The 19,033-nt window shown below is 41.7% G+C and carries 16 protein-coding genes; 8 read left to right on the forward strand and 8 right to left on the reverse strand.

Translation table 11 applies throughout. From position 1 onward, the window contains the following. Positions 1 to 10: 10 nt before the first annotated feature. The 3 genes from metK to D9T12_RS02610 all read right to left on the reverse strand — a co-directional run bounded on the left by metK (position 11) and on the right by D9T12_RS02610 (position 4,813). Positions 11 to 1,171: a methionine adenosyltransferase gene (metK, locus tag D9T12_RS02600; RefSeq protein WP_130536716.1), complete on the reverse strand. Its 1,161-nt coding sequence runs from the start codon at positions 1,169 to 1,171 to the stop codon at positions 11 to 13. 237 nt (positions 1,172 to 1,408) lie between these two features. Further along, complete coding sequence (locus D9T12_RS02605; protein WP_130536717.1) at positions 1,409 to 3,838, reverse strand: EAL domain-containing protein; 2,430 nt, start codon at positions 3,836 to 3,838, stop codon at positions 1,409 to 1,411. A 3-nt stretch (positions 3,839 to 3,841) separates the two neighbouring features. Next, positions 3,842 to 4,813: a phosphate/phosphite/phosphonate ABC transporter substrate-binding protein gene (locus D9T12_RS02610; RefSeq protein ID WP_206199123.1), complete on the reverse strand. Its 972-nt coding sequence runs from the start codon at positions 4,811 to 4,813 to the stop codon at positions 3,842 to 3,844. Between the two features lie 472 nt (positions 4,814 to 5,285). On the opposite strand from D9T12_RS02610, the gene purE reads away from it, so the two are divergent. The 3 genes from purE to D9T12_RS02625 all read left to right on the forward strand — a co-directional run bounded on the left by purE (position 5,286) and on the right by D9T12_RS02625 (position 10,166). Next, positions 5,286 to 5,786, forward strand: coding sequence for a 5-(carboxyamino)imidazole ribonucleotide mutase (gene purE / locus D9T12_RS02615; RefSeq protein WP_206199124.1), 501 nt, complete (start codon positions 5,286 to 5,288; stop codon positions 5,784 to 5,786). 87 nt (positions 5,787 to 5,873) lie between these two features. Beyond that, positions 5,874 to 6,980, forward strand: coding sequence for a 5-(carboxyamino)imidazole ribonucleotide synthase (locus D9T12_RS02620; RefSeq protein ID WP_130536718.1), 1,107 nt, complete (start codon positions 5,874 to 5,876; stop codon positions 6,978 to 6,980). A gap of 270 nt (positions 6,981 to 7,250) precedes the next feature. Continuing rightward, complete coding sequence (locus tag D9T12_RS02625) at positions 7,251 to 10,166, forward strand: sensor domain-containing protein (RefSeq protein ID WP_130536719.1); 2,916 nt, start codon at positions 7,251 to 7,253, stop codon at positions 10,164 to 10,166. 34 nt (positions 10,167 to 10,200) lie between these two features. Here D9T12_RS02625 and D9T12_RS02630 read toward each other — a convergent pair whose 3' ends face one another. The 3 genes from D9T12_RS02630 to D9T12_RS02640 form a co-directional block, all read right to left on the reverse strand. Continuing rightward, complete coding sequence (locus D9T12_RS02630) at positions 10,201 to 11,817, reverse strand: NAD(P)H-hydrate dehydratase (protein ID WP_130536720.1); 1,617 nt, start codon at positions 11,815 to 11,817, stop codon at positions 10,201 to 10,203. Positions 11,818 to 11,880: 63 nt separating this feature from the next. Further along, the gene (locus D9T12_RS02635) at positions 11,881 to 12,690 is read right to left on the reverse strand and encodes an undecaprenyl-diphosphate phosphatase (RefSeq protein WP_130536721.1); all 810 of its coding nucleotides are present in this window, start codon (positions 12,688 to 12,690) and stop codon (positions 11,881 to 11,883) included. Positions 12,691 to 12,719: 29 nt separating this feature from the next. Next, a complete protein-coding gene (locus D9T12_RS02640; RefSeq protein WP_130536722.1) occupies positions 12,720 to 13,907 on the reverse strand; it encodes a class I SAM-dependent methyltransferase in 1,188 nt (395 codons plus the stop codon). A 232-nt stretch (positions 13,908 to 14,139) separates the two neighbouring features. On the opposite strand from D9T12_RS02640, the gene D9T12_RS02645 reads away from it, so the two are divergent. Continuing rightward, complete coding sequence (locus D9T12_RS02645; RefSeq protein ID WP_130536723.1) at positions 14,140 to 14,604, forward strand: FliG C-terminal domain-containing protein; 465 nt, start codon at positions 14,140 to 14,142, stop codon at positions 14,602 to 14,604. A 60-nt stretch (positions 14,605 to 14,664) separates the two neighbouring features. Continuing rightward, positions 14,665 to 15,132, forward strand: a complete 468-nt coding sequence (locus D9T12_RS02650; RefSeq protein ID WP_130536724.1) for a FliG C-terminal domain-containing protein — start codon at positions 14,665 to 14,667, stop codon at positions 15,130 to 15,132. A 295-nt stretch (positions 15,133 to 15,427) separates the two neighbouring features. On the opposite strand, the gene folB is transcribed toward D9T12_RS02650, so the two are convergent. Further along, on the reverse strand, positions 15,428 to 15,787 hold the full coding sequence (folB, locus tag D9T12_RS02655) for a dihydroneopterin aldolase (protein ID WP_130536725.1): 360 nt from the start codon (positions 15,785 to 15,787) through the stop codon (positions 15,428 to 15,430). 106 nt (positions 15,788 to 15,893) lie between these two features. Here folB and plsY point away from each other — a divergent pair, with 106 nt between their 5' ends. Continuing rightward, a complete protein-coding gene (plsY, locus tag D9T12_RS02660) occupies positions 15,894 to 16,505 on the forward strand; it encodes a glycerol-3-phosphate 1-O-acyltransferase PlsY (protein WP_240693218.1) in 612 nt (203 codons plus the stop codon). A 262-nt stretch (positions 16,506 to 16,767) separates the two neighbouring features. Here plsY and tsaD read toward each other — a convergent pair whose 3' ends face one another. After that, positions 16,768 to 17,793, reverse strand: coding sequence for a tRNA (adenosine(37)-N6)-threonylcarbamoyltransferase complex transferase subunit TsaD (tsaD, locus tag D9T12_RS02665; protein ID WP_130536726.1), 1,026 nt, complete (start codon positions 17,791 to 17,793; stop codon positions 16,768 to 16,770). 393 nt (positions 17,794 to 18,186) lie between these two features. Between tsaD and rpsU the strand changes: the two genes are divergently transcribed. Beyond that, entirely contained in the window at positions 18,187 to 18,402 is a 216-nt protein-coding gene (gene rpsU / locus D9T12_RS02670; RefSeq protein WP_130536727.1) for a 30S ribosomal protein S21, read from the forward strand. Positions 18,403 to 18,426: 24 nt separating this feature from the next. Then, positions 18,427 to 18,879 carry a GatB/YqeY domain-containing protein gene (locus D9T12_RS02675; protein WP_130536728.1) on the forward strand — a complete coding sequence of 151 codons (453 nt, stop codon included), beginning with the start codon at positions 18,427 to 18,429 and terminating at the stop codon, positions 18,877 to 18,879. Positions 18,880 to 19,033 lie beyond the last annotated feature (154 nt).

Below are 19,033 nucleotides of genomic sequence, written 5' to 3' on the forward strand. Positions count from 1 at the left end.
CATTAAAAATTTACAGTCCAGCGTCAGCGCGCAGGTCGTCTGCTTTATCGGTTTTTTCCCATGTAAACTCCGGTAATTCACGACCAAAGTGACCGTAAGAGGCGGTTTTCTGGTAGATCGGTCGATATAGGTCAAGCATGGAAATCAGGCCTTTGGGGCGTAAATCGAAGTGTTCGCGAACGAGTTCCTCAATACGTTTAATCGAGATTTTTTCAGTGCCGAACGTTTCAATACTGATTGAGGTTGGTTCAGCAACACCGATTGCGTAAGAGACTTGGATTTCGCATTTGTCAGCGAGACCGGCGGCAACAATGTTTTTTGCAACATAACGACCTGCGTAAGCGGCAGAACGATCTACTTTAGAAGGGTCTTTCCCTGAGAAAGCGCCGCCACCGTGGCGGGCCATACCGCCATAGGTGTCAACAATGATTTTACGACCAGTCAGTCCCGCGTCCCCGACTGGACCACCAATAACAAAACGGCCGGTTGGGTTAATGTGATACTGGGTCTCTGCGTGTAACCATTCTGAAGGTAAAACCGGTTTAATGATTTCTTCCATCACCGCTTCACGCAATTGCGCATTTTCAATTTCTGGATTGTGTTGAGTGGATAGAACCACTGCATCAATTGCCACAGGAATACCGTCTTCATAGCGCAAAGTGACTTGAGATTTGGCATCTGGACGCAACCAATCGAGTTGTCCAGATTTACGGATTTCCGCCTGCTTTTCCATTAAACGGTGTGCGTAGTAAATCGGTGCAGGCATCAAAACATCCGTTTCATTCGATGCATATCCAAACATTAAGCCTTGATCGCCTGCGCCTTGTTCGTGCTCTTCCGAGTCATCAACGCCCATAGCAATTTCTGGTGACTGCTTACCAATTGAAGACAATACTGCGCAAGTTTCACCATCGAAACCTAAATCTCCATGGTTATAGCCGATATCAGTGACGACTTTTCGGACCAGTTCTTCCTGGTCAACCCAAGCTTCGGTTGTGATTTCACCGCCAAGGATGACCATGCCGGTTTTGACAAAGGTTTCACAAGCCACTCGTGCACGAGGGTCTTGTTCTAGAATAGCGTCTAGCATTGCATCGGATATTTGGTCAGCGATTTTATCCGGATGACCTTCGGAAACGGATTCAGAAGTGAATACAGTAGTTTTAGACATAACAGTTCCTCGAGAACAGAAGATTTTATATTTGAAAACGAGGTACGGAAAATCGACGGGAAAACCTGAAAGATGGGTTCCTCGCTTTAGCCGTACTTATAAATGCGCCCGCAAGCTGATTATCAAATCGGCGCTTAACTTGGTGTTTGTTGAACATCCCTTCGCTTAAACGTATTTCTGTTTCGCTATTAAATTCCAACAAATCTGTACTATTTTATGAAAAAAGTCACCGGCCGGTCAAGTTTGTTTCGAATCAAACTCAATTTCATCTAGCGCTTCTGGTTTGGAGAAATGATAACCTTGTGCATAATCAATCCCTGTTTCAATCAACCAGTTTGCAATTTCTTGACTTTCAACAAACTCAGCAATGGTCTGGATTGACATGTTATCCCCGATTTCTTTAATGGCTCGAACCATTGCTGCATCAATAGGATTGGCAATTACATCGCGAATAAAGCTTCCATCTATTTTGACATAGTCGACTGGTAAGTTTTTTAGCCAACTGAAGCTTGAGAAACCTGAACCAAAATCATCCAAAGCCAGTTTGCAACCAAAGCTTTTAATTCGATTCAAAAAGTCAATGGTGTCAGCGATTTGGGTGATAGCGACGGTCTCGGTGATTTCAAAACAGATTTTATGGTTAAACGCATGATTGAGTTCAAGGCGTTGGATCAATTGTTCATTGAAAATCGGATCGGCCAGAGATTGGCCTGAAATATTGATATTCATCAAGCCGACTTTTCGGTGATTGTCTTTGAGCCATTCAAGACTTTGTTTGATGACATAAGTGTCGACTTGCGGCATTAAGTTAAAACGTTCAGCAGCCGGTAGAAATAGTCCAGGGGGGATAATTTCACCGTGTTTACTGAGCATGCGAACAAGGACTTCTAAGTGGCTAAGTTCATCTTGATTTTGCAAAGGTTCCAGTGTTTGACCAAATAGAACTAAACGTTGTTCGTTTAAAGCTTCTTTAAGTTCACTTAGACGGTCTAAGATCTGTTGCCCAGATTCATGGTTGTCATCATTTTCAATATAGGCTTGAATACGGTTTCGCCCTTTATCCTTCGCCAAATAACAGGCAATATCCGCTCTGGATAAAACAGCAGTTTTATTTAAGCTTCCATGAATTTCTGCAATACCCATGGATGCCCCGATGTCGAATGCTTTACTTTCCCAGAAAAAACGTTGAGAAGTGATATTGTTAAGCAGGGTTGTCGCTATTTTTTCTGCTTGTTGCATGCTGTGGTTTTGTAGCAGAATGGCGAACTCATCGCCACCGATGCGAGCCAAAAATGCATCTGGAGTTAACCCTTTTTTGATCACTTGAGAAATCTGGCGTAACAATTGATCACCGGCTGTATGCCCGACAGTATCATTTACGACCTTAAATTGGTCTAGGTCAATGTAGACTAAGCAATTTTTGCTTTGAGGCGTTTTACCACTTATTGCAATTAACTCATCAAGGTGAGTTTCAAAGGCTTGTCGATTGTGTAGCTGAGTTAAGCTATCGTGAGTCGCCTGCCATTCCAGTTGTTTTTGCAAAGCACGCTGCTTGGTCGCATCATGAAACACGACAACGGCTCCTACGATGTTTCCGTTTTTATCGATAATCGGTGCTGCAGAGTCTTCAATGGAGTAACTGTCTCCGTGGCGGTTAATTAAAGTGGACTGGCTAAGTAAATTAATGGGTTGGCCGTTTTGCAAAGCTAGAAAAACAGGGTTTTGAAGTGGGGTTTTGTCGATGTCGCTGAATAAATGCATGATTTCATCAATGTGCATATTATGTGCTCGATGACGAGACCAGCCTGTCAAGACTTCTGCGACAGGATTCATGTAACTGATCTTTCCATCCGGCTTGATAACAATAACTGCATCGCCAATTGATTTAAGCGTTATTTCCGCTTCTTCTTTCGCGTTGAATAACATGGTTTCAGAGGTTTCTAGAACATTGAGCATGTCTTCAAAATTGTTTGCTAAATCCTGTAATTCATCTTGTGCGCCTAAATTAATCGAAAGGTTTCGTTCTCCCAGTCGAATTTTCTTTGTGATATGAATAAGTTGGTGAATACGTTTTGTTAAGCGATGCCCCATCAACCAAGCGAAAAAACCACCGACGATAATGGCTAAACTTGCGTATAAAATCCCTTCTAAAGTAATGATCTGAATGCTTTTGTATATGTTTTCGCGGCTTATCTGGACGCGTGCCCAGCCGAGTTGATTTTGGTTAAGCATGATGGGTGTGCTGATATCAATCACATCTAAATTATCGATATTAACCGCCATTTCTGGACTGGGGCTAAAAGGGTCAGTTTGAGGCACTTCGATAAAATGACCAACTTTGTTCTTCTTTTTAGGGTTTCGATGGTAATAAGCCAGTACCTCACCAGAGGTGTTGGTTAATATCGCAAAATTTAAATAAATTTGTTGGGATTGAGATTGAATAATTTCTTCCAATCCCGCAAGGTCATTAGAAAGCACCCAAGGTGTGGCATTGATTGCGAGGGTTTCTGCAAGTGCTTGCGTACTTTGAAAAGATTCCCCTAGTAAGAATTCTTTTTGACGCTCGGTCAAGTCGATAATGAATACTGTCATTAGAATTGCATGAATCAGCGCAATACTTAAAATCAGTTTGTTTTTAATCGTCAGTAGCTTTGAAAAGGCGTGCATTAGTTATTCTTCTTTAGAAGGTCGACGAACAGATTGGCTGAATGTTTGAATGAATTTAGAAACCGGTTCGTAAGTTGAATCATTGGCCGATTCAAATTTTGAAAGCTTCATGGGCTGCAAGATTTTCTGACCTTTGCTATGAAGGTGTAAATTTACCAAAATAGTCTGTACTTGTTTAATCAATTTTTCTGGAATTTCTTGTTTGGCGATAAGGCCATTATTTGGCAAAGAATCGGTTTGCCAAATTACCTTCAGTTCGCGTTGCAATTCCGGTTTTTGTGAAGAGAGCGCTTCCCATGGCGGTGGCCAAGTGGCTGCGGCATCCGTAAGTTTGTGATACACATTCATAATAGAGGATTCTTGAGAGCCGACATAATGATTTTCCAGTTGGTCTAATTTGACGCCATTTTCATACAAGAAGTATTGCGGCAACATTGTAGCGGCTAGCGCTGTAGGTGCTGGGTAACTGATCTTGTGGCCAATTAAGTCTTTTGGGGTCTTAAAAGAGCTGTCTTTTCGCACCAGAATAATGCCTCGAAAGCGCTCATCATCCCCCATTTTGGCAAAAACCTTATAACCATGTTTGAGAGACTCAATGGTTTGATAGGGGTTTGGTAGAGCAAAATCGACGGATCGGTTAACGAGCTTGCGGTCAAAAGAAGGGTAGTCGCGCGATGCTTCAAGGACAAAATGCGCGCCACTAATGTGATGGTTTAAATGGTCAATGAGTGGCTGAAAGACTTCAAATAGACGCGTTGGGTTATGCAAAGGATGAATGGCGAAGCTGTATTCAGTTTTTTGGATAGCTTTTGGTTCAATAAAAACGGGGTCATAGTTTTGTTGAGAGTCCTCGTTTTTAGAGCAGCCTGTCATTGCAATGATTGTAACGGTTAGTAGTAAAACGCTGAAGCTTCGCCAAAATGCTTGGGGTGAATCTTGAATTTCGAATATCGAAGAGGCTGAATTTACAAGCATTTTATTGATTTTTTTGACCATTAAATTTCTGTTTAATCTTTAGGAAATCTCTGATTGAATCAGGTTAATTTCTCGGCTCTTCGCCGAGTTCTTCGCTTCTGGCTAAGCCCATAGGGCGTGGCTTCAATCCCACTTCTTTGTTGTTGAAACCCTTGGCCTTAGAATTACTAATGACGGCGTGCCACGCTTAAAATAAGCAGGTTTGAAGTCTCGCAGAATTTCAATCTGATTCAATCAGGGCTTCCTTAGCTGATTATAAATACTCGCACTGGCTTTTCCTTTGTTTTTGCCTAAAAATTTCATGTTAAGTTGTTTTTACGCAATTCTTTTTACGTTGTCATGCTTGTGAGGATTAAAAGGAAATCTACCGGCCGGTAGAAAGTGTTCTAATGTCAAAGAATTTGCAAGTGTTTGAGTTTTTTACAAAAATCATTATAATTTGCGCCTTTTTTCATTTCAGGGAATATTGAAAATGGACAGTAAACAGCCTTTAGTTGGAGTCATTATGGGGTCGAAAAGCGATTGGCCGACCATGATTCATGCGGTTGATATGTTGGAACAGTTTGGTGTGCCGCACGAAGTCAAGGTTGTTTCTGCCCATCGCACGCCTGATTTAATGTTCGAATATGCACAGACGGCGCAAGAGCGTGGTCTGCAAGTGATTATCGCTGGAGCAGGCGGTGCTGCACATTTGCCAGGAATGGTTGCGGCTAAAACGGTTGTGCCTGTTTTAGGGGTTCCGATTAAGTCTCGCGCATTGAACGGCAATGATTCATTACTTTCTATCGTACAGATGCCAGGTGGTATTCCGGTTGGAACGCTTGCGATTGGTGATGCTGGTGCAAAGAACGCTGGGATTCTAGCCGCTCAGATTGTGGGCAATCATATGCCAGAAATTCAACAAGCGGTCATAGAATTCCGTCAGCAACAGACGCATTCGGTTTTGGAAAACCCGGATCCACGCGCGGATTAATCAATCTAAAAACTCTGTAATCTGACAAAACCGTAGTGGTTGGCATTTGATAGAATGCGCACTACGGTTTTTTATTTGGAGAAAACAATGACTCCCATTTCTAAGAAAGTTGGTGTACTCGGTGCAGGTCAGCTTGGTCGCATGTTAGCTTTAGCAGGTTATCCACTGGGACAAAAATTCGGTTTTTACGGTATGAGCGATGATGAGCCATCGGCATTATTGGGGCAAATGCATCTTCACAATGATGATGCTGACACTCTGCAGGAATTAGTAAAGTTTGCAGATGTCATGACCTATGAAAGTGAAAATACAGATTTAGAGCTTATTGAAGAAATCTCCAGAACGACCCCTGTTTATCCGTCTGCGAGATCTTTAAAAGTATGTCAGCATCGCGGTTTGGAAAAAGAGACATTTAAGCGTTTGGGTATTCCTTGCGCACCTTTTGAGATTGTGACGTCTTTGGAAGAGTTACAGGCGGCGGTCGATATTCTAGGTGTACCGAGTGTCTTGAAAACCACCACAGAAGGTTATGATGGCAAAGGTCAATTTATTCTGAAAGATGAGGATGACATTGAGGAGGCCTGGAAAACACTTGGTGACCGAGAGTTGATTCTGGAACGCTTTGTCGATTTTCATCGTGAACTGTCAATTATCGCTGTACGTAATGCGAACAATGAACATGTGTTTTATCCATTGGTTCAAAATGTTCATCATAAAGGGATTCTGCGTTATACCATCGCACCTGCTCAAGAAATCCCAGAGATGGTTCAAAAAGCAGCCGAGACTTTTATGCAAGTCTTGTTAGATGAGTTAGATCATGTTGGCGTTTTGACATTGGAGCTTTTTGAAACTGATTCTGGGTTGATGGCAAATGAAATGGCACCGCGAGTTCATAACTCCGGTCACTGGACCATCGAAGGTGCACAAACCAGTCAGTTTGAAAATCATGTGCGTGCGATTTGTGGTTTGCCTTTGGGATCGACAGAGCCGAGACAGCCGATTGCTGCTATGGTGAATATTATTGGTGAAACTGGGCCGGTAGAAAAAGTTCTTAAAAAATCCAACGCATTTTTACACTTGTACGATAAAAGTCAGAGAGCAGGTCGTAAGTTAGGCCACTTTACATTGTTGAGTGATTCGCAAGATGCGCTGTTTAAAGACATCAAAGACTTAAACGATTTTTTGCCAATTTAGAACTTTAGTATGAGAACTAAAAGTATTCGTTTCTAAGTTTTAATCTATTCTTTGAGGTGTGTTTTTTCGGGTTTTCTGAAGTTTTTAAGCTATCTTTTAAAATGAAATCAACTGGTTATCGCTTGTTTTTTAAAGTGTTTTGACGGTTGATAGTACTGTGCTAGTGTTTCAACATGTTAGGTAACACCGATTGGTTTCCACCTTATTTTCCATAAGCCCCATGATGTTTTTTGAAAACGTCTTACATTAGATTTTGAATACAATATATAGATGAACCAAACATTTTTATCAGACGCTTCCGATTGGACAATGCTTTTTGAACGCCTTCCTCTTCCGGCCTTGATTCTTAGTTTTGAACAGTGCGTGCAAAAGCTCACTGTTCGAATGTCGAACAGTGCCTTTAAAAAAGAGTTGGGTTATTGTGCAGAGGCGAGTGCAAGTTGGGAAAAGCTTTTAAAGCAAGCATTTCCAGAGCAGCACTATCGACAATGGGCTCAAAAAGTTCTTCAGTCCGAATTGTTTGACATCCATCAAACCCGTATCACTTCAAATCAAGTTTTGTCATTAAGATTAATCTGTGCTGATGGGTCTGAACAATGGTTCCAGTTTTCAGCGGCCTCTTTTGACTGCAAGTGGCCGAATGCATTTCTGTGTGTGCTCACCCCCATCAAAGCAGCAGATGAAGTTGTTCAAAGCTTAGTCGAAAAAAATGCTCAGTTGGTAAAGCAACAAAGTGAGCTTCAATATAGTGAAACTCAATTGCGCCAAGCTCAGGAAATCGCCAATATTGGAAGTTGGGAGTTGGATTTGCAATCAGAGCAAATTCAGTGGTCTGAGCAGATGTATAAAATCTACCGTGAAGACCCAGATAGTTTTCAACCCAATCTAGAGTCTTTTTGGGAAAAAACACCGGCCGAAGAAAAATTAAAGCTGCAAAACCTGTTTCAACAAATGTTGGTAGACGGTCAACAAAAACGAGTGATGACTAAGCATTTACGAAGTGATGGTTCAACAGCGGTGATTGATATTGTTGGTAAGCCGCTTCTTGATGAATTGGGAAAACCACTCAAAGTTGTCGGTGCGACAATGGATGTGACGCACTTGATTGAATTGCAAAAGCAAAATGAAGAGCTTGCTCATATTGTTCAGGTGGCAAGGCAAGAAATCTATGTTGTAGATAATCAAAGTAACAAGATACTTTACGCTAACAGCAAGGCACAAGAACAACTTGGTTTGTCAGAATCAACACTTTGTTCGATGCGTATTTCACAAATTAATCTGGATTTAACTCCCAAAACTCTTCAGTCATTAAAATCTGAAATCAGAGATAAGCATAAGGCAGTTCTTATTTCGACGCATCAAAAAGCCGATGGTTCAACCTATCGAGTGAAAGCAATCTTTCAGTTTATTCAATATCAAGGCCAGCAAGCACTGGTTATATTTAGTTCAGATTTTACCGCAATCGAGAAGGCGCAAAAGGCTCAGTTACAACGCTACCGACTATTGGAAAATATTCTGGAGCATGTGCCGGTCCGTATTTTTTGGAAAGATAAAGATGGCCGATATCAAGGAGGGAACCAGTTACTGCTTGAGGATGCTGGTCTTAGTTGTGTTGAGGAGTTAATTGGTAAAACTGATTTTGATCTTTCTTGGGGGCGCGAAGATGCTAAGAAATATCGAGAGATTGATTTAGAGGTGATGAAGACTGGCCGGCCCAATCTTCAGTTTGAAGACTATGTCCGTGCAAAGGATGGTTTGCAAAGCATTTTATCTTTGTCTACTGTTCCTTTGTATGGTGAGCAAGGCGAGGTTATTGGTGTTTTAGGATCTTATGATGATATTACCGAATGGCGTGATATGGAGCATAAGATTTTACAACAACAAGAGAGTTTGTTTCATCAGGCTAATCACGATTCATTAACGCAGCTTCCCAATCGCAACCTTTTAGAAGATCGGCTTGAGCATGCGCTTGATAAAGCCCAGAGTAATGATTCTTGTTTTGGTCTATTTCTAATCGATTTAGATCAGTTTAAGAAAGTCAATGATTCCTATGGCCATGATTTTGGTGATGAGATTCTTAAGCAATTTGCATTGCGTTTGAAACGCATCTTGCAGCCTGAGGACACTTTAACTCGTTTCGGTGGCGATGAGTTTGCGATTTTGTTGGAATCGATGAATTCTGAAAATGATGCGACTGTGTTCTCGCAAGCTTTGCTGGATGCGGCAAAAGAGCCATTTAAAGTTAAAGGGTCGACTTTTTATTTGACTTCAAGTGTGGGGGTTAGCCTTTATCCAAAAGATGCTCAAAATAAACTTAACTTACTTAAGTGTGCTGATGCTGCGGTCTATCGCGCCAAGGATGAAGGACGAGATAACTTCCAATTCTATACAAATGATTTGACTCTTAAGGCTTTTGAGCACCTAGCAATGCAAACCAATTTACGTCATGCATTAATTAACAACGAGTTGGAAGTGTATTTCCAACCACAGGTGAATGCTCAAGAAAATCGTTTGATTGGTATGGAAGCCTTGGTTCGTTGGAATCACCCTCAAATGGGGGTTATTGGTCCGAATCGATTTATTCCGATTGCTGAAGAAAACGGAATGATCATTGAGTTGGACCGTCTTACGATGCGTAATGCCATACAGCAGTGGGTGAAGTGGTATAAGCAAGATTTTACTCCGGGTATTCTGTCTCTGAATTTGGCGGTAAAAAATATTCAGCAGCCGGATTTTGTTGAGTTTGTGAATGAGACGCTTCAAGAGATGGACTGTCGACCATCTTGGGTTGAGTTAGAAGTGACCGAAAGCGACATTATGAAAGACTTGGATTTAATGCAGAAGCGGCTGAATGAAATTAAGTCTTTGGGTGTGAAGGTTTCGATTGATGATTTTGGTACAGGTCACTCTTCTCTTGCCTACTTAAAAAGGCTTCCAGTGTCCAAGTTGAAAATCGATCAGTCCTTTATTCGAGACTTGCCAGATGACGAAGAAGATTCTGTGATTACTAAAACAGTTATTGCGATGGCAAAAAGTTTGGGATTAGAAGTCATTGCTGAGGGTGTTGAAACGCCTGAGCAGCGTGATTTTCTAGTTTTCCATGGTTGTAACCTTATTCAGGGGTACCTTTATAGCCGTCCGAAGGCAGCTGACGAGATTGAACAGTGGGTGCGTGAAAGTTTCTAACGTTTTAAGTTTCCAAGCTCTTTAAGCCCTTTTCCTAAGGAATTTCCAGCAGCTTTGAATAGTACTTGGGTATTTTTGACGGTATGACGGCTGTCAGGCCTTCAATTTTCGCAATATTATCGGCTGCGATAGCATGTAAGTTCACGCCAAGACAAGCCGCATCAAATAAGTCCATTCCTTGGGCGAGTAGGCTGGTAATGGTTCCTGTTAAGACGTCTCCCATCCCTCCTTTTGCCATGCCAGGGTTGCCGTATCGGCATAATTCCATTTGTTGGCCATCATAAATGAGCGTGCCATTGCCTTTTAAGACAATTACTCCGCCAAATTTCCGCTGTAGCTTTTTGATGGCTGTTAAACGATCTCTTTGGATTTCGAGAGTGCTGCAATTCAGCAAACGAGCGGCTTCTGCTGGGTGAGGGGTTAATATCCATTGAGACTGTTGATAGTGTTCAGTCACCATTGTGCCGTTATGATTGGTTGTTTTTGCAAGCAGGTTTAAAGCATCTGCATCCACAACGGATACCGGCCGGTTAAGTGTCGATAAAAATGCCTGCCACAGCTTTTCTGCCCATTTATCTTGGCCAAGACCTGGACCAATTCCAATTGCGGAGCTTTGCGTAAATAGGTTCTTCCAATTTTTATGACTGAAGCACATTATTTCAGGATGCAAGCTGCTAAGTGAGGCATGGTGAGATTTTCGAGTGATTACCTTGGTCAAACCACAACCTGTATGCAAAGCGGCCGAGGCTGAAAGTTGCAAAGCACCAGTCATTGAGTGATTGCCACCAATGAGTAAGCTTGTTCCAGTGTTACCTTTATGAAAGGTTTTTAATTGTTTCGGCTTTTTGGCAAGCCAAAATGCTAAGTTGTGGCTGTGTGCGATAGGGGTTACGGAATTTAGTGCTTGCGGAGCCTCTAAGGAGATGTTTAGGTCATTAAAGAGAATCTCTCCACATGTATCAGGGCCTTTGGCAGTGTAAAACCCAAATTTGTGTGTCAGAAAGGAAATTGTCATGTCTGCATTCAGCGCTGAGCCTAGAATCGTGCCTGTTGCGATATTTAGTCCACTAGGTGTATCCAATGCGATTTTAAACAGATTAGAATTCGTTTGATTCAAATGATGGAATATTTCTGCTAATTCACCATCAATTGAACGACTGAGTCCTGTGCCGAATAATGCATCAATGAGTAATAATTGTTTTGAGGATTTGTTACCGGCCGGTAAATAGTTGAGTGTTTCATTTGATGGTAAGAGAGCGTTTTGCAGTTTGGCTATGAAGAGATTAATGCAGAGTTTGAAGGTAGGCACTTTGAGTGCGTTTAATTCGGCATGAGCTTTTTGTGCATCGTTTTGTAAGTTGCAGGTTTCACCTAATGTCCAAACTCGCACATTTTTTCCTGCAAGCTTGGCATATTGAGCAAGCATAAAACCATCGCCACCATTATTTCCTGGGCCGCATAAAATCCAAACCTCATCAACCTCAAAGGGAAGGTTTTGAATCGTTTGCCATGCGAACCAAGCCGCGCGTTTCATTAATAAAAAACTTGGAATTTTACCTTGCTGAATGGCGAATTGATCAATGGCCTGACTTTGCTGTGCATCAAACAGAGGTAAGTTTTCGGTGGTGTCTAAAGCTGAAGACTCTAGCATAACAATGACTCCAATCATTGGGTGTTGAAGGTTATTGTATGTTGCTAAACAGTGAAGAGGAAATTAAATGAACAGATAAATCAACAGAATACCGAGTGCAAAACGATACCAGACAAATGGTTGCATACCGATACGATTAATCCATTTTAAGAATAGTGCTATGACAATGTACGCACTTACAAAAGACAACAGAAAACCGGCCAGCATTGCTTCCCACTGAACTGGAGAGGTGCTTTCTAGTAAATCTTTGGTTTTTAGCACGCCGGCTCCCAGAATAATAGGGATAGACAGTAGGAAAGAAAACTTGGCAGCGGCTGAACGTGTGAGACCTAGCATGAGTGCCGCAGTGATTGTAATTCCTGAACGAGACGTTCCAGGGATAAGAGAGAGGGCTTGCGCTAAGCCAATAATCATAATGTCTCTAAAACTAAGGCTGTATTCATCCCTTACTTGTTTGCCTGTGAAATCCGACCACCAAAGCAGTGCCCCAAAGCCAATGGTGGTTGCAGCAATTATTAATGGGTTACGGAGGCTCTCTTCAAGGCCATTGTTTATCACAAGACCAAATGCGATAGCAGGGATGGAAGCAAATATAATCCACCAAGCTAAACGGCTGTTTGATGTAGGTTGACGGGTAACTAGAGAAGCTACCCAGTCATGACTCATTAGCCAAACATCTTGTCGGAAATAAAGAATCACCGCAAGTAAGGTCCCCACATGGACTGCTACATCAAACGCGAGTCCTTGATCTGGCCAGCCAAATAGGTGTGGGGCTAAAACCAAATGACCAGAGCTGGAGATGGGTAAGAACTCTGTGATTCCTTGAATCAGAGCAAGAACAGTGATTTGTAGCCAATCTAACATAGAATCCATGAGTCTTTATCTTTTGGGAAATTGTATTGCTAAAGTTGATGTCTTAAATCTCTTACCTGAAAGCCGCTGAGTAATTGTTCATGATTTTTGCTCAAGGCAATCGCTTTAAAGCTTTCGCCCATTTCATCCGGCATGGTTAAGGTTTTTATTTGTTGGGCAATTTTGATTTGAGTACTTATGTCAGCGTTTGAGTCAACCGACATTTCCATTAAGCCCGTGCCCATTAAAAAGTTTGCTTGGGTGGTATAACCGGCAATTTTAAACCCTTCATCAAATGCGCTTTCCGCCACCGCCGTAAAATCAACATGAGCGGTAATATCTTGCAAACCGGGATAAAAAAATGGATTTTGGTGTGCTCTATGTTGGTAGTGGCAGCGCAAAGTTCCCATGACACGAGCCGGTTGATAAAACTCTTCTCGCGTGTAGCCATAGTCAATTAAAATAACAATACCTTCATTCAAGATTTGATAAAGGGATTTAAGCCAAGGACGAATATTTAGGTTGATTTCCGTCTCGTATCCCAGATCTGAAACTTTGCCAATGTGTTTGATGAGTTGATTCGCAAATTTTTGCAGGGTTGAGCTGGTAATGTTTTGGTAATCCCATTCGAATTGTTGCGTTGATTCATTAAAACTGACAAACCCTTGTAATGCCCGGTCTGGTTCAATTCGAAGTCTCTCAACTGGCATGGCATCTAAAACCTCATTAGCAAGAATGACAGCATTAATGGGGGTAGATGGAAGTTTCTCGAGCCAATGTACCCGAGCAAAAATTTCTTCGGGTAGGTTTTCTTTTAAACGTTGTTGTTGGCGCACTTGCAGATCTGCGCTGATTTCAATAATGTAGTAGCGTTCCGGTAATTGCTCAGTGGCAGCTAATTCGAGCATGATTCCTTCTGCCATGGCTCCACTACCTGCGCCAAATTCAATTATGCTTGCATTGTCGAGTGTTCTTAAAACCTGAGCTGCTTGGCGAGCCAGACAACGAGAGAAAATTGGTGAAATTTCCGGTGCTGTCACAAAATCTCCCAACCGCCCAAATTTTGGCAAGCCTGCACTGTAATAACCTTGATTGGGGGAGTAGAGTGCCATCTCCATATATTTAGAAAAAGGCAGAGACTTGTGTCGTTTTAAGTAAGTGTGAATTTTTTGAGTCAGTCGTTGACTGAAAATTTTGGCATCTTCGGGCGGTTCGGGAAGTTTTTTGTGTTGAGGCATAGTGCTAGTGTAGTGTCCTTAATCGACTCAAATTAATTTGTTAGTTATTATGCCGAAAAATGATTTGTGGTGTGGGTAATTAGTCGACTACTTAGCAGAGTACTTTGATGGCTTGTTGAGATGTTTGTCCTAAAAATTGATTTAGTCACCGTTGTATGGCTGCGATTCTTTAGGTATTTGGCAATTAATTTGCTATGCTTTTGGTCATTAAACCTAAGTTTGAGAGAAGATTATGGAAGTAGGTCTGCAAAAATTGCATGAAAACGAATGGTTGGTGCATATTGGCTGCGCCAAAATGAAGATGGATCGCTTTTCAGTCGCACTTTTACAAATTACTCTAGAGCACTTAATTGCCTCAGAAAAAGGCGAAAAACATTCCACTTTGCAAGGCTATGTGCGGCTAGGCCTGAGAATGAAAAAACTAAGTGATTTACATTTGCAGAAGCTGCTGCGTAAGTTAAAAAATGAAGATTTATTGGTGTTATTGAAAATTGCCAAAGACTCTGAGTTTGATGCGAAAATTTTAGCGAATGTTGGGGCTATTATGGCTAAACAGTTAGAAAGCGACTTGAGCAATGATCAATTGCCGTCCGAGCCTGAGGCGAAATCATCCATTCGTCGATTGGTTGAAACTATGTTTGAAATGGAAGCACAAGGCGATATTGAATTTATCGATGATACAGTGCGTTTTATATAAACAGATTGGCTAGTTTGTAACGAAAAGAACCAGGGATTTCAGAGGTTATTAGGTTGTATTATGGAAATATCAGCTCAACATTTAGACAGTGGAGAATATCAATTAGAAATTGGTCCAGTCATGTTTACTTTGAATAATGATGCGATTTTAGGTCTTCATCATGTCATGAAAAAACGACTTGAAAGTGGCGTGAAACAAGATCAGCAAGTAATTCAAAAGAAATTAAAGGCGTATCGAGCACTCGCAACGAAGATGGGATCGGTTGATGACAAGGTCGTTCAAAAAATTGTGGTTCGGATTCGCGCTGAACAATTGGTCACAATGGTACGTTTAGCCGAAGGTAAGGTGCTTTATAATAAAGTTTTGCGTAATTTATCTACCCAAAATCGCCGTCAGTTTGAAGAAGATTTTCAAGTGATGAATAAAATCACTGAACATCAAGCGATTATTTATATGGAGCAAATTGTGCCGATTTTGAAACAAGCGGCACAAGAACAAAAGAAAATTCAACAAGAGTCCGTGACGTAGTTTTCTTTAGTTGTTCGATGATTGATTTCTAAGGAACCTCTGATTGAATCAAATTGAAATTCTGCGAGAATTCTAGTCCTATTATTTTAGGCGTGGCACGCCGGCCTTAGTTATTCTAAGGTCAAGGGTCACAACAACAAAGAATCGGACTAGAAGCCTCGCCTGTAGGGGCTTAGCCAAATTTATCATTTCTGCGTTGCGAAGTTTTGCAAGGTCTAGACATTCCTGCAACTTAACGCCTTGACCTGAAAAATTTGGCGTTGCCAGAAATTAATCTGATTCAATCAGAGGTTCCCTAATTAATGCGCTGACGGTTGATAATTAGCCCGACCGTTTCCGCATTTGGCACGGCTTGAGGTTTAGAAATCGCTAAACGGATTTCGCTGACTGCTCGTTGTTTCTCAAAAATCATTGTGCAAAGCTGTTCGGCTAATGTTTCCAGCAATTCTACTCGCGACGCTTCAACAAAATTTGTCACATCTTCGGAGACTTCTGCATAGTCCACCGTATCCGCAATATCGTCGCTTTTTGCCGCTTTGATTAAATCAGTTTGCATTTCAATATCAAATACCAACGGTTGAGGTTCTTCTCGTTCCCAATCATAAATTCCAATAATTGCGTTGGTCTGTAATCCCTGAATAAATATCGTATCCATATAATTTCCTTTTGGTTTTTTACCGGCCGGTAAAGTTTTGCCGAAAGTGTAAGACTTTTCTGTAAAATCGCCAACCATAATAAACGTAAAAACATAGAGGCGTCTTGTGTTTGAAATAACCGAATTTTCTTCGATTGGGTTGACTGTAATTGTCGGTGCTTATTTATTGGGCTCTATCTCAGCAGCAATTGTGGTCTGTCAATTAATGGGGTTGGAAGATCCTCGCAAAGATGGTTCAGGAAACCCAGGGGCGACCAATGTTAAGCGTTTGTACGGCAATAAACCGGCCGCTTTGACACTCGTTGGCGATATGCTGAAAGGTGTATTGCCGGTGGTTTTAGCGCATTATTTGGGATTGAGTGCACTTGAAGTTATCCTCGTCGGTTTTGCTGCCTTTATCGGTCATCTTTATCCGGTATTTTTTGGATTTAAAGGCGGCAAAGGGGTGGCGACCATGCTGGGGGTGATGTTTGGATTATCGCTGCCCATCGGTCTGGCGGTGGCTGGAACTTGGCTGTTTGTGGCCAAGGTGTTAAAGATTTCATCACTTTCTGCTCTAGTTGCGACCGCGCTGGCACCGGTTTACATTTACTTTTTATCCGGTGAAATGAGTTGGGTATGGTTAACTTCTGTGATGACGGTGATTTTATTCTGGCGCCATAAAAGCAATATTCAGCGGATTTTGAGTGGCGAAGAGGATGCAATTAAGAAAAAATGATGACTGATAGTTTAGTTGTCTTAAGTTTGTGATTTCAGATTATGGCGTGTTATGAGCTAGCACTAAATCCCCCCATTCGAAGTAAGTTATTGACCAACTTAGAGAAGGTTTCTGAAAAAGAGATGAGCTTGTTTGAGCGTTAGTTGGATAGAACGAAATGAGAAGGTTGTTTTCTCTCGTTTATTTCTTTGTCAGGACAAAGAAATGAACGAAGAGTTGACTTCGATAAGCTTAAAAGAAATTAACGGAAAGCAAAATTTTATTAAATGGCTTCCAACTCTTCCAGTGACCATCTTGGCTTCGCTGCAAAACTCAATTCTTCCGCTTTACCTGCTAATAATCGTTGAGTTCCAGCATAGGCAATCATGGCACCATTGTCGGTGCAGAATTCGAGTCGTGGATAAAAAGCTTTACCTTTGCGTTTTGCCATTAACGCATCGAGTTTGGCGCGTACTTCACGGTTGGCGCTCACACCACCGGAGACGACAAGAGTGTTAATGCTCTCTTGTTCCAAGGCGCGTTTGCATTTAATCGTAAGTGTTTCAGCGACCGCCAGTTCAAACGCACGACAAATATCGGCTTTGGTTTGTTCGGTTGCATCATTTTCTTTAACGGCTTTTTGCCAAGTGTTTAGCGTAAAGGTTTTCAGGCCGCTAAAGCTCATATCTAAGCCTGGACGATCCGTCATTGGACGAGGGAATTTATACCGGCCGGTAACGCCTTCTAATGCCAAATTTGAAACTTTTGGTCCACCTGGGTAACCCAGATCTAGCAGTTTTGCAGTTTTATCAAATGCTTCACCAGCCGCATCATCGAGAGTGTCGCCTAGCAATTTATACTGACCAATGCCGTCTACACGAATAATCATTGAGTGACCACCGGAAATCAGCAAACAGATAAAAGGAAATTCCGGTTTTTTTTCTTCCAGCATTGGTGCGAGTAAATGACCTTCCATGTGATGTACACCAATCGCAGGAATATTTAATGCAAAAGCTAGAGAGCGAGCGACCGATGAACCCGTTAAAAGCGCGCCCATTAATCCCGGTCCTTTGGTATAGGCAATGCCATCAATTTGATTGAGTTCAATGTTTGCTTGTTTGCAGGTGGCACGAATCAGCGGAATGACGCGTTGGATATGGTCACGTGAAGCGAGCTCTGGAACGACACCGCCATAAAGAGCATGTAATTCAACTTGAGAATGCAGTTGATGGGCGAGCAACCCTTTTTCGCTGTCGTAGAGAGCAATTCCCGTTTCATCGCAAGAGCTTTCAATTCCTAAAACAAGCATAATTTCCCCAAGTTTATATGATAAGAAAAAGTGTTTTCAGGCAGCAGAGTTTGTTTTCGAATACGCCGAAAAATCATTTAAGATCAATTGATTCAAGCGACACCTTAGCCTTCGGTGTTTCGAGAACAAAGCTCTGTTGCTTTTGAATGAGTGATTTCATTTTCGCCGGTTGAAAATTAGATTTGCCTCAAAAGTGGCTGAATTTTAACAAAAATTTGGCTTTAAACGCTTGGAAAAATTTGCAATCTGCCTACGACGAATTTATAATTCTGCGTTTTCTGCTATTTCCCACTCTTGCGAGGGAAAGAAAGGGCGTCTCGAGTTGAATGTAGAGATATGCGCAAGTCCGCAGCCCTGAGCAACAGATTTAAAGAATTTTAAAAGGTAACTATTATGCCAAGCGTAAAAATCCGTGATACAGAACCATTTGACGTAGCTCTACGTCGTTTCAAGCGTGCTTGTGAAAAAGCAGGTGTTTTAACTGAAACGCGTAAGCGTGAATTCTATGAGAAGCCAACTTGGGCGCGTAAGCGTATGAAGGCAGCGGCAGTTAAGCGTCTTGCTAAGCGTCTTTCTCGTGAAAACCGTCGTACAACACGTATGTACTAAATCTGAGTCATTAGGAAACTTCCCGTGTCAGAAACTTTAAAAGAACGATTAAGCGCTGAAATGAAGCGTTGCATGAAAGCGAAAGAAAAAGAGCGTTTAGCTGTGGTTCGTTCGCTACAGGCAGCGATTAAGCAAGTTGAAATTGACAGTCAAAAAACTTTGGAAGATGAAGCTGAAGTTCTTGCGATTTTAGATAAAGCAATGAAACAGCGTAAAGACTCGCATCAACAATATATTGATGCTGATCGTCCAGATCTTGCTGAGCAAGAAGCGTTTGAAATGAGTGTCATTCAAGACTTTATGCCACAGCCGCTGAGCGAAGATGAAATCAATGCATTGATTGATCAAGCAATGGCTGACACAGGCGCCAGCTCTATGCAGGAAATGGGGAAGGTCATGGGCCTTCTTAAGCCGCAAATGCAAGGTCGCGCTGACATGGGTGAAGTGAGTAAATTAATTAAAGCTAAATTAAGCTAATTAATTTCTTTGACTTCGGTAAAAAAACCCACAAGTAGAAATGCTTGTGGGTTTTTTTGTTTGTAGAATAAGCTTTCCACCGGCCGGTGGTTAAAATTGTTCTCAAGGACAGACGAGAGTTGCTAGAAGGTTGATTTATTAGCCTCAATGTTTT

This window comes from Thiomicrorhabdus indica, from assembly GCF_004293625.1.
Taxonomy (GTDB): Bacteria; Pseudomonadota; Gammaproteobacteria; order Thiomicrospirales; family Thiomicrospiraceae; genus Thiomicrorhabdus; species Thiomicrorhabdus indica.

Coding starts and splice junctions, on each gene's coding strand:
- D9T12_RS02625 (WP_130536719.1), top strand. CDS start 7,251: ATGAACCAAACATTTTTATCAGACGCTTCCGATTGGACAATGCTTTTT.
- D9T12_RS02610 (WP_206199123.1), bottom strand. CDS start 4,813: ATGCTTGTAAATTCAGCCTCTTCGATATTCGAAATTCAAGATTCACCC.
- D9T12_RS02620 (WP_130536718.1), top strand. CDS start 5,874: ATGACTCCCATTTCTAAGAAAGTTGGTGTACTCGGTGCAGGTCAGCTT.
- folB (WP_130536725.1), bottom strand. CDS start 15,787: ATGGATACGATATTTATTCAGGGATTACAGACCAACGCAATTATTGGA.
- D9T12_RS02650 (WP_130536724.1), top strand. CDS start 14,665: ATGGAAATATCAGCTCAACATTTAGACAGTGGAGAATATCAATTAGAA.
- tsaD (WP_130536726.1), bottom strand. CDS start 17,793: ATGCTTGTTTTAGGAATTGAAAGCTCTTGCGATGAAACGGGAATTGCT.
- D9T12_RS02645 (WP_130536723.1), top strand. CDS start 14,140: ATGGAAGTAGGTCTGCAAAAATTGCATGAAAACGAATGGTTGGTGCAT.
- purE (WP_206199124.1), top strand. CDS start 5,286: ATGGACAGTAAACAGCCTTTAGTTGGAGTCATTATGGGGTCGAAAAGC.
- rpsU (WP_130536727.1), top strand. CDS start 18,187: ATGCCAAGCGTAAAAATCCGTGATACAGAACCATTTGACGTAGCTCTA.
- D9T12_RS02605 (WP_130536717.1), bottom strand. CDS start 3,838: ATGCACGCCTTTTCAAAGCTACTGACGATTAAAAACAAACTGATTTTA.
- metK (WP_130536716.1), bottom strand. CDS start 1,171: ATGTCTAAAACTACTGTATTCACTTCTGAATCCGTTTCCGAAGGTCAT.
- D9T12_RS02635 (WP_130536721.1), bottom strand. CDS start 12,690: ATGGATTCTATGTTAGATTGGCTACAAATCACTGTTCTTGCTCTGATT.
- D9T12_RS02640 (WP_130536722.1), bottom strand. CDS start 13,907: ATGCCTCAACACAAAAAACTTCCCGAACCGCCCGAAGATGCCAAAATT.
- D9T12_RS02630 (WP_130536720.1), bottom strand. CDS start 11,817: ATGCTAGAGTCTTCAGCTTTAGACACCACCGAAAACTTACCTCTGTTT.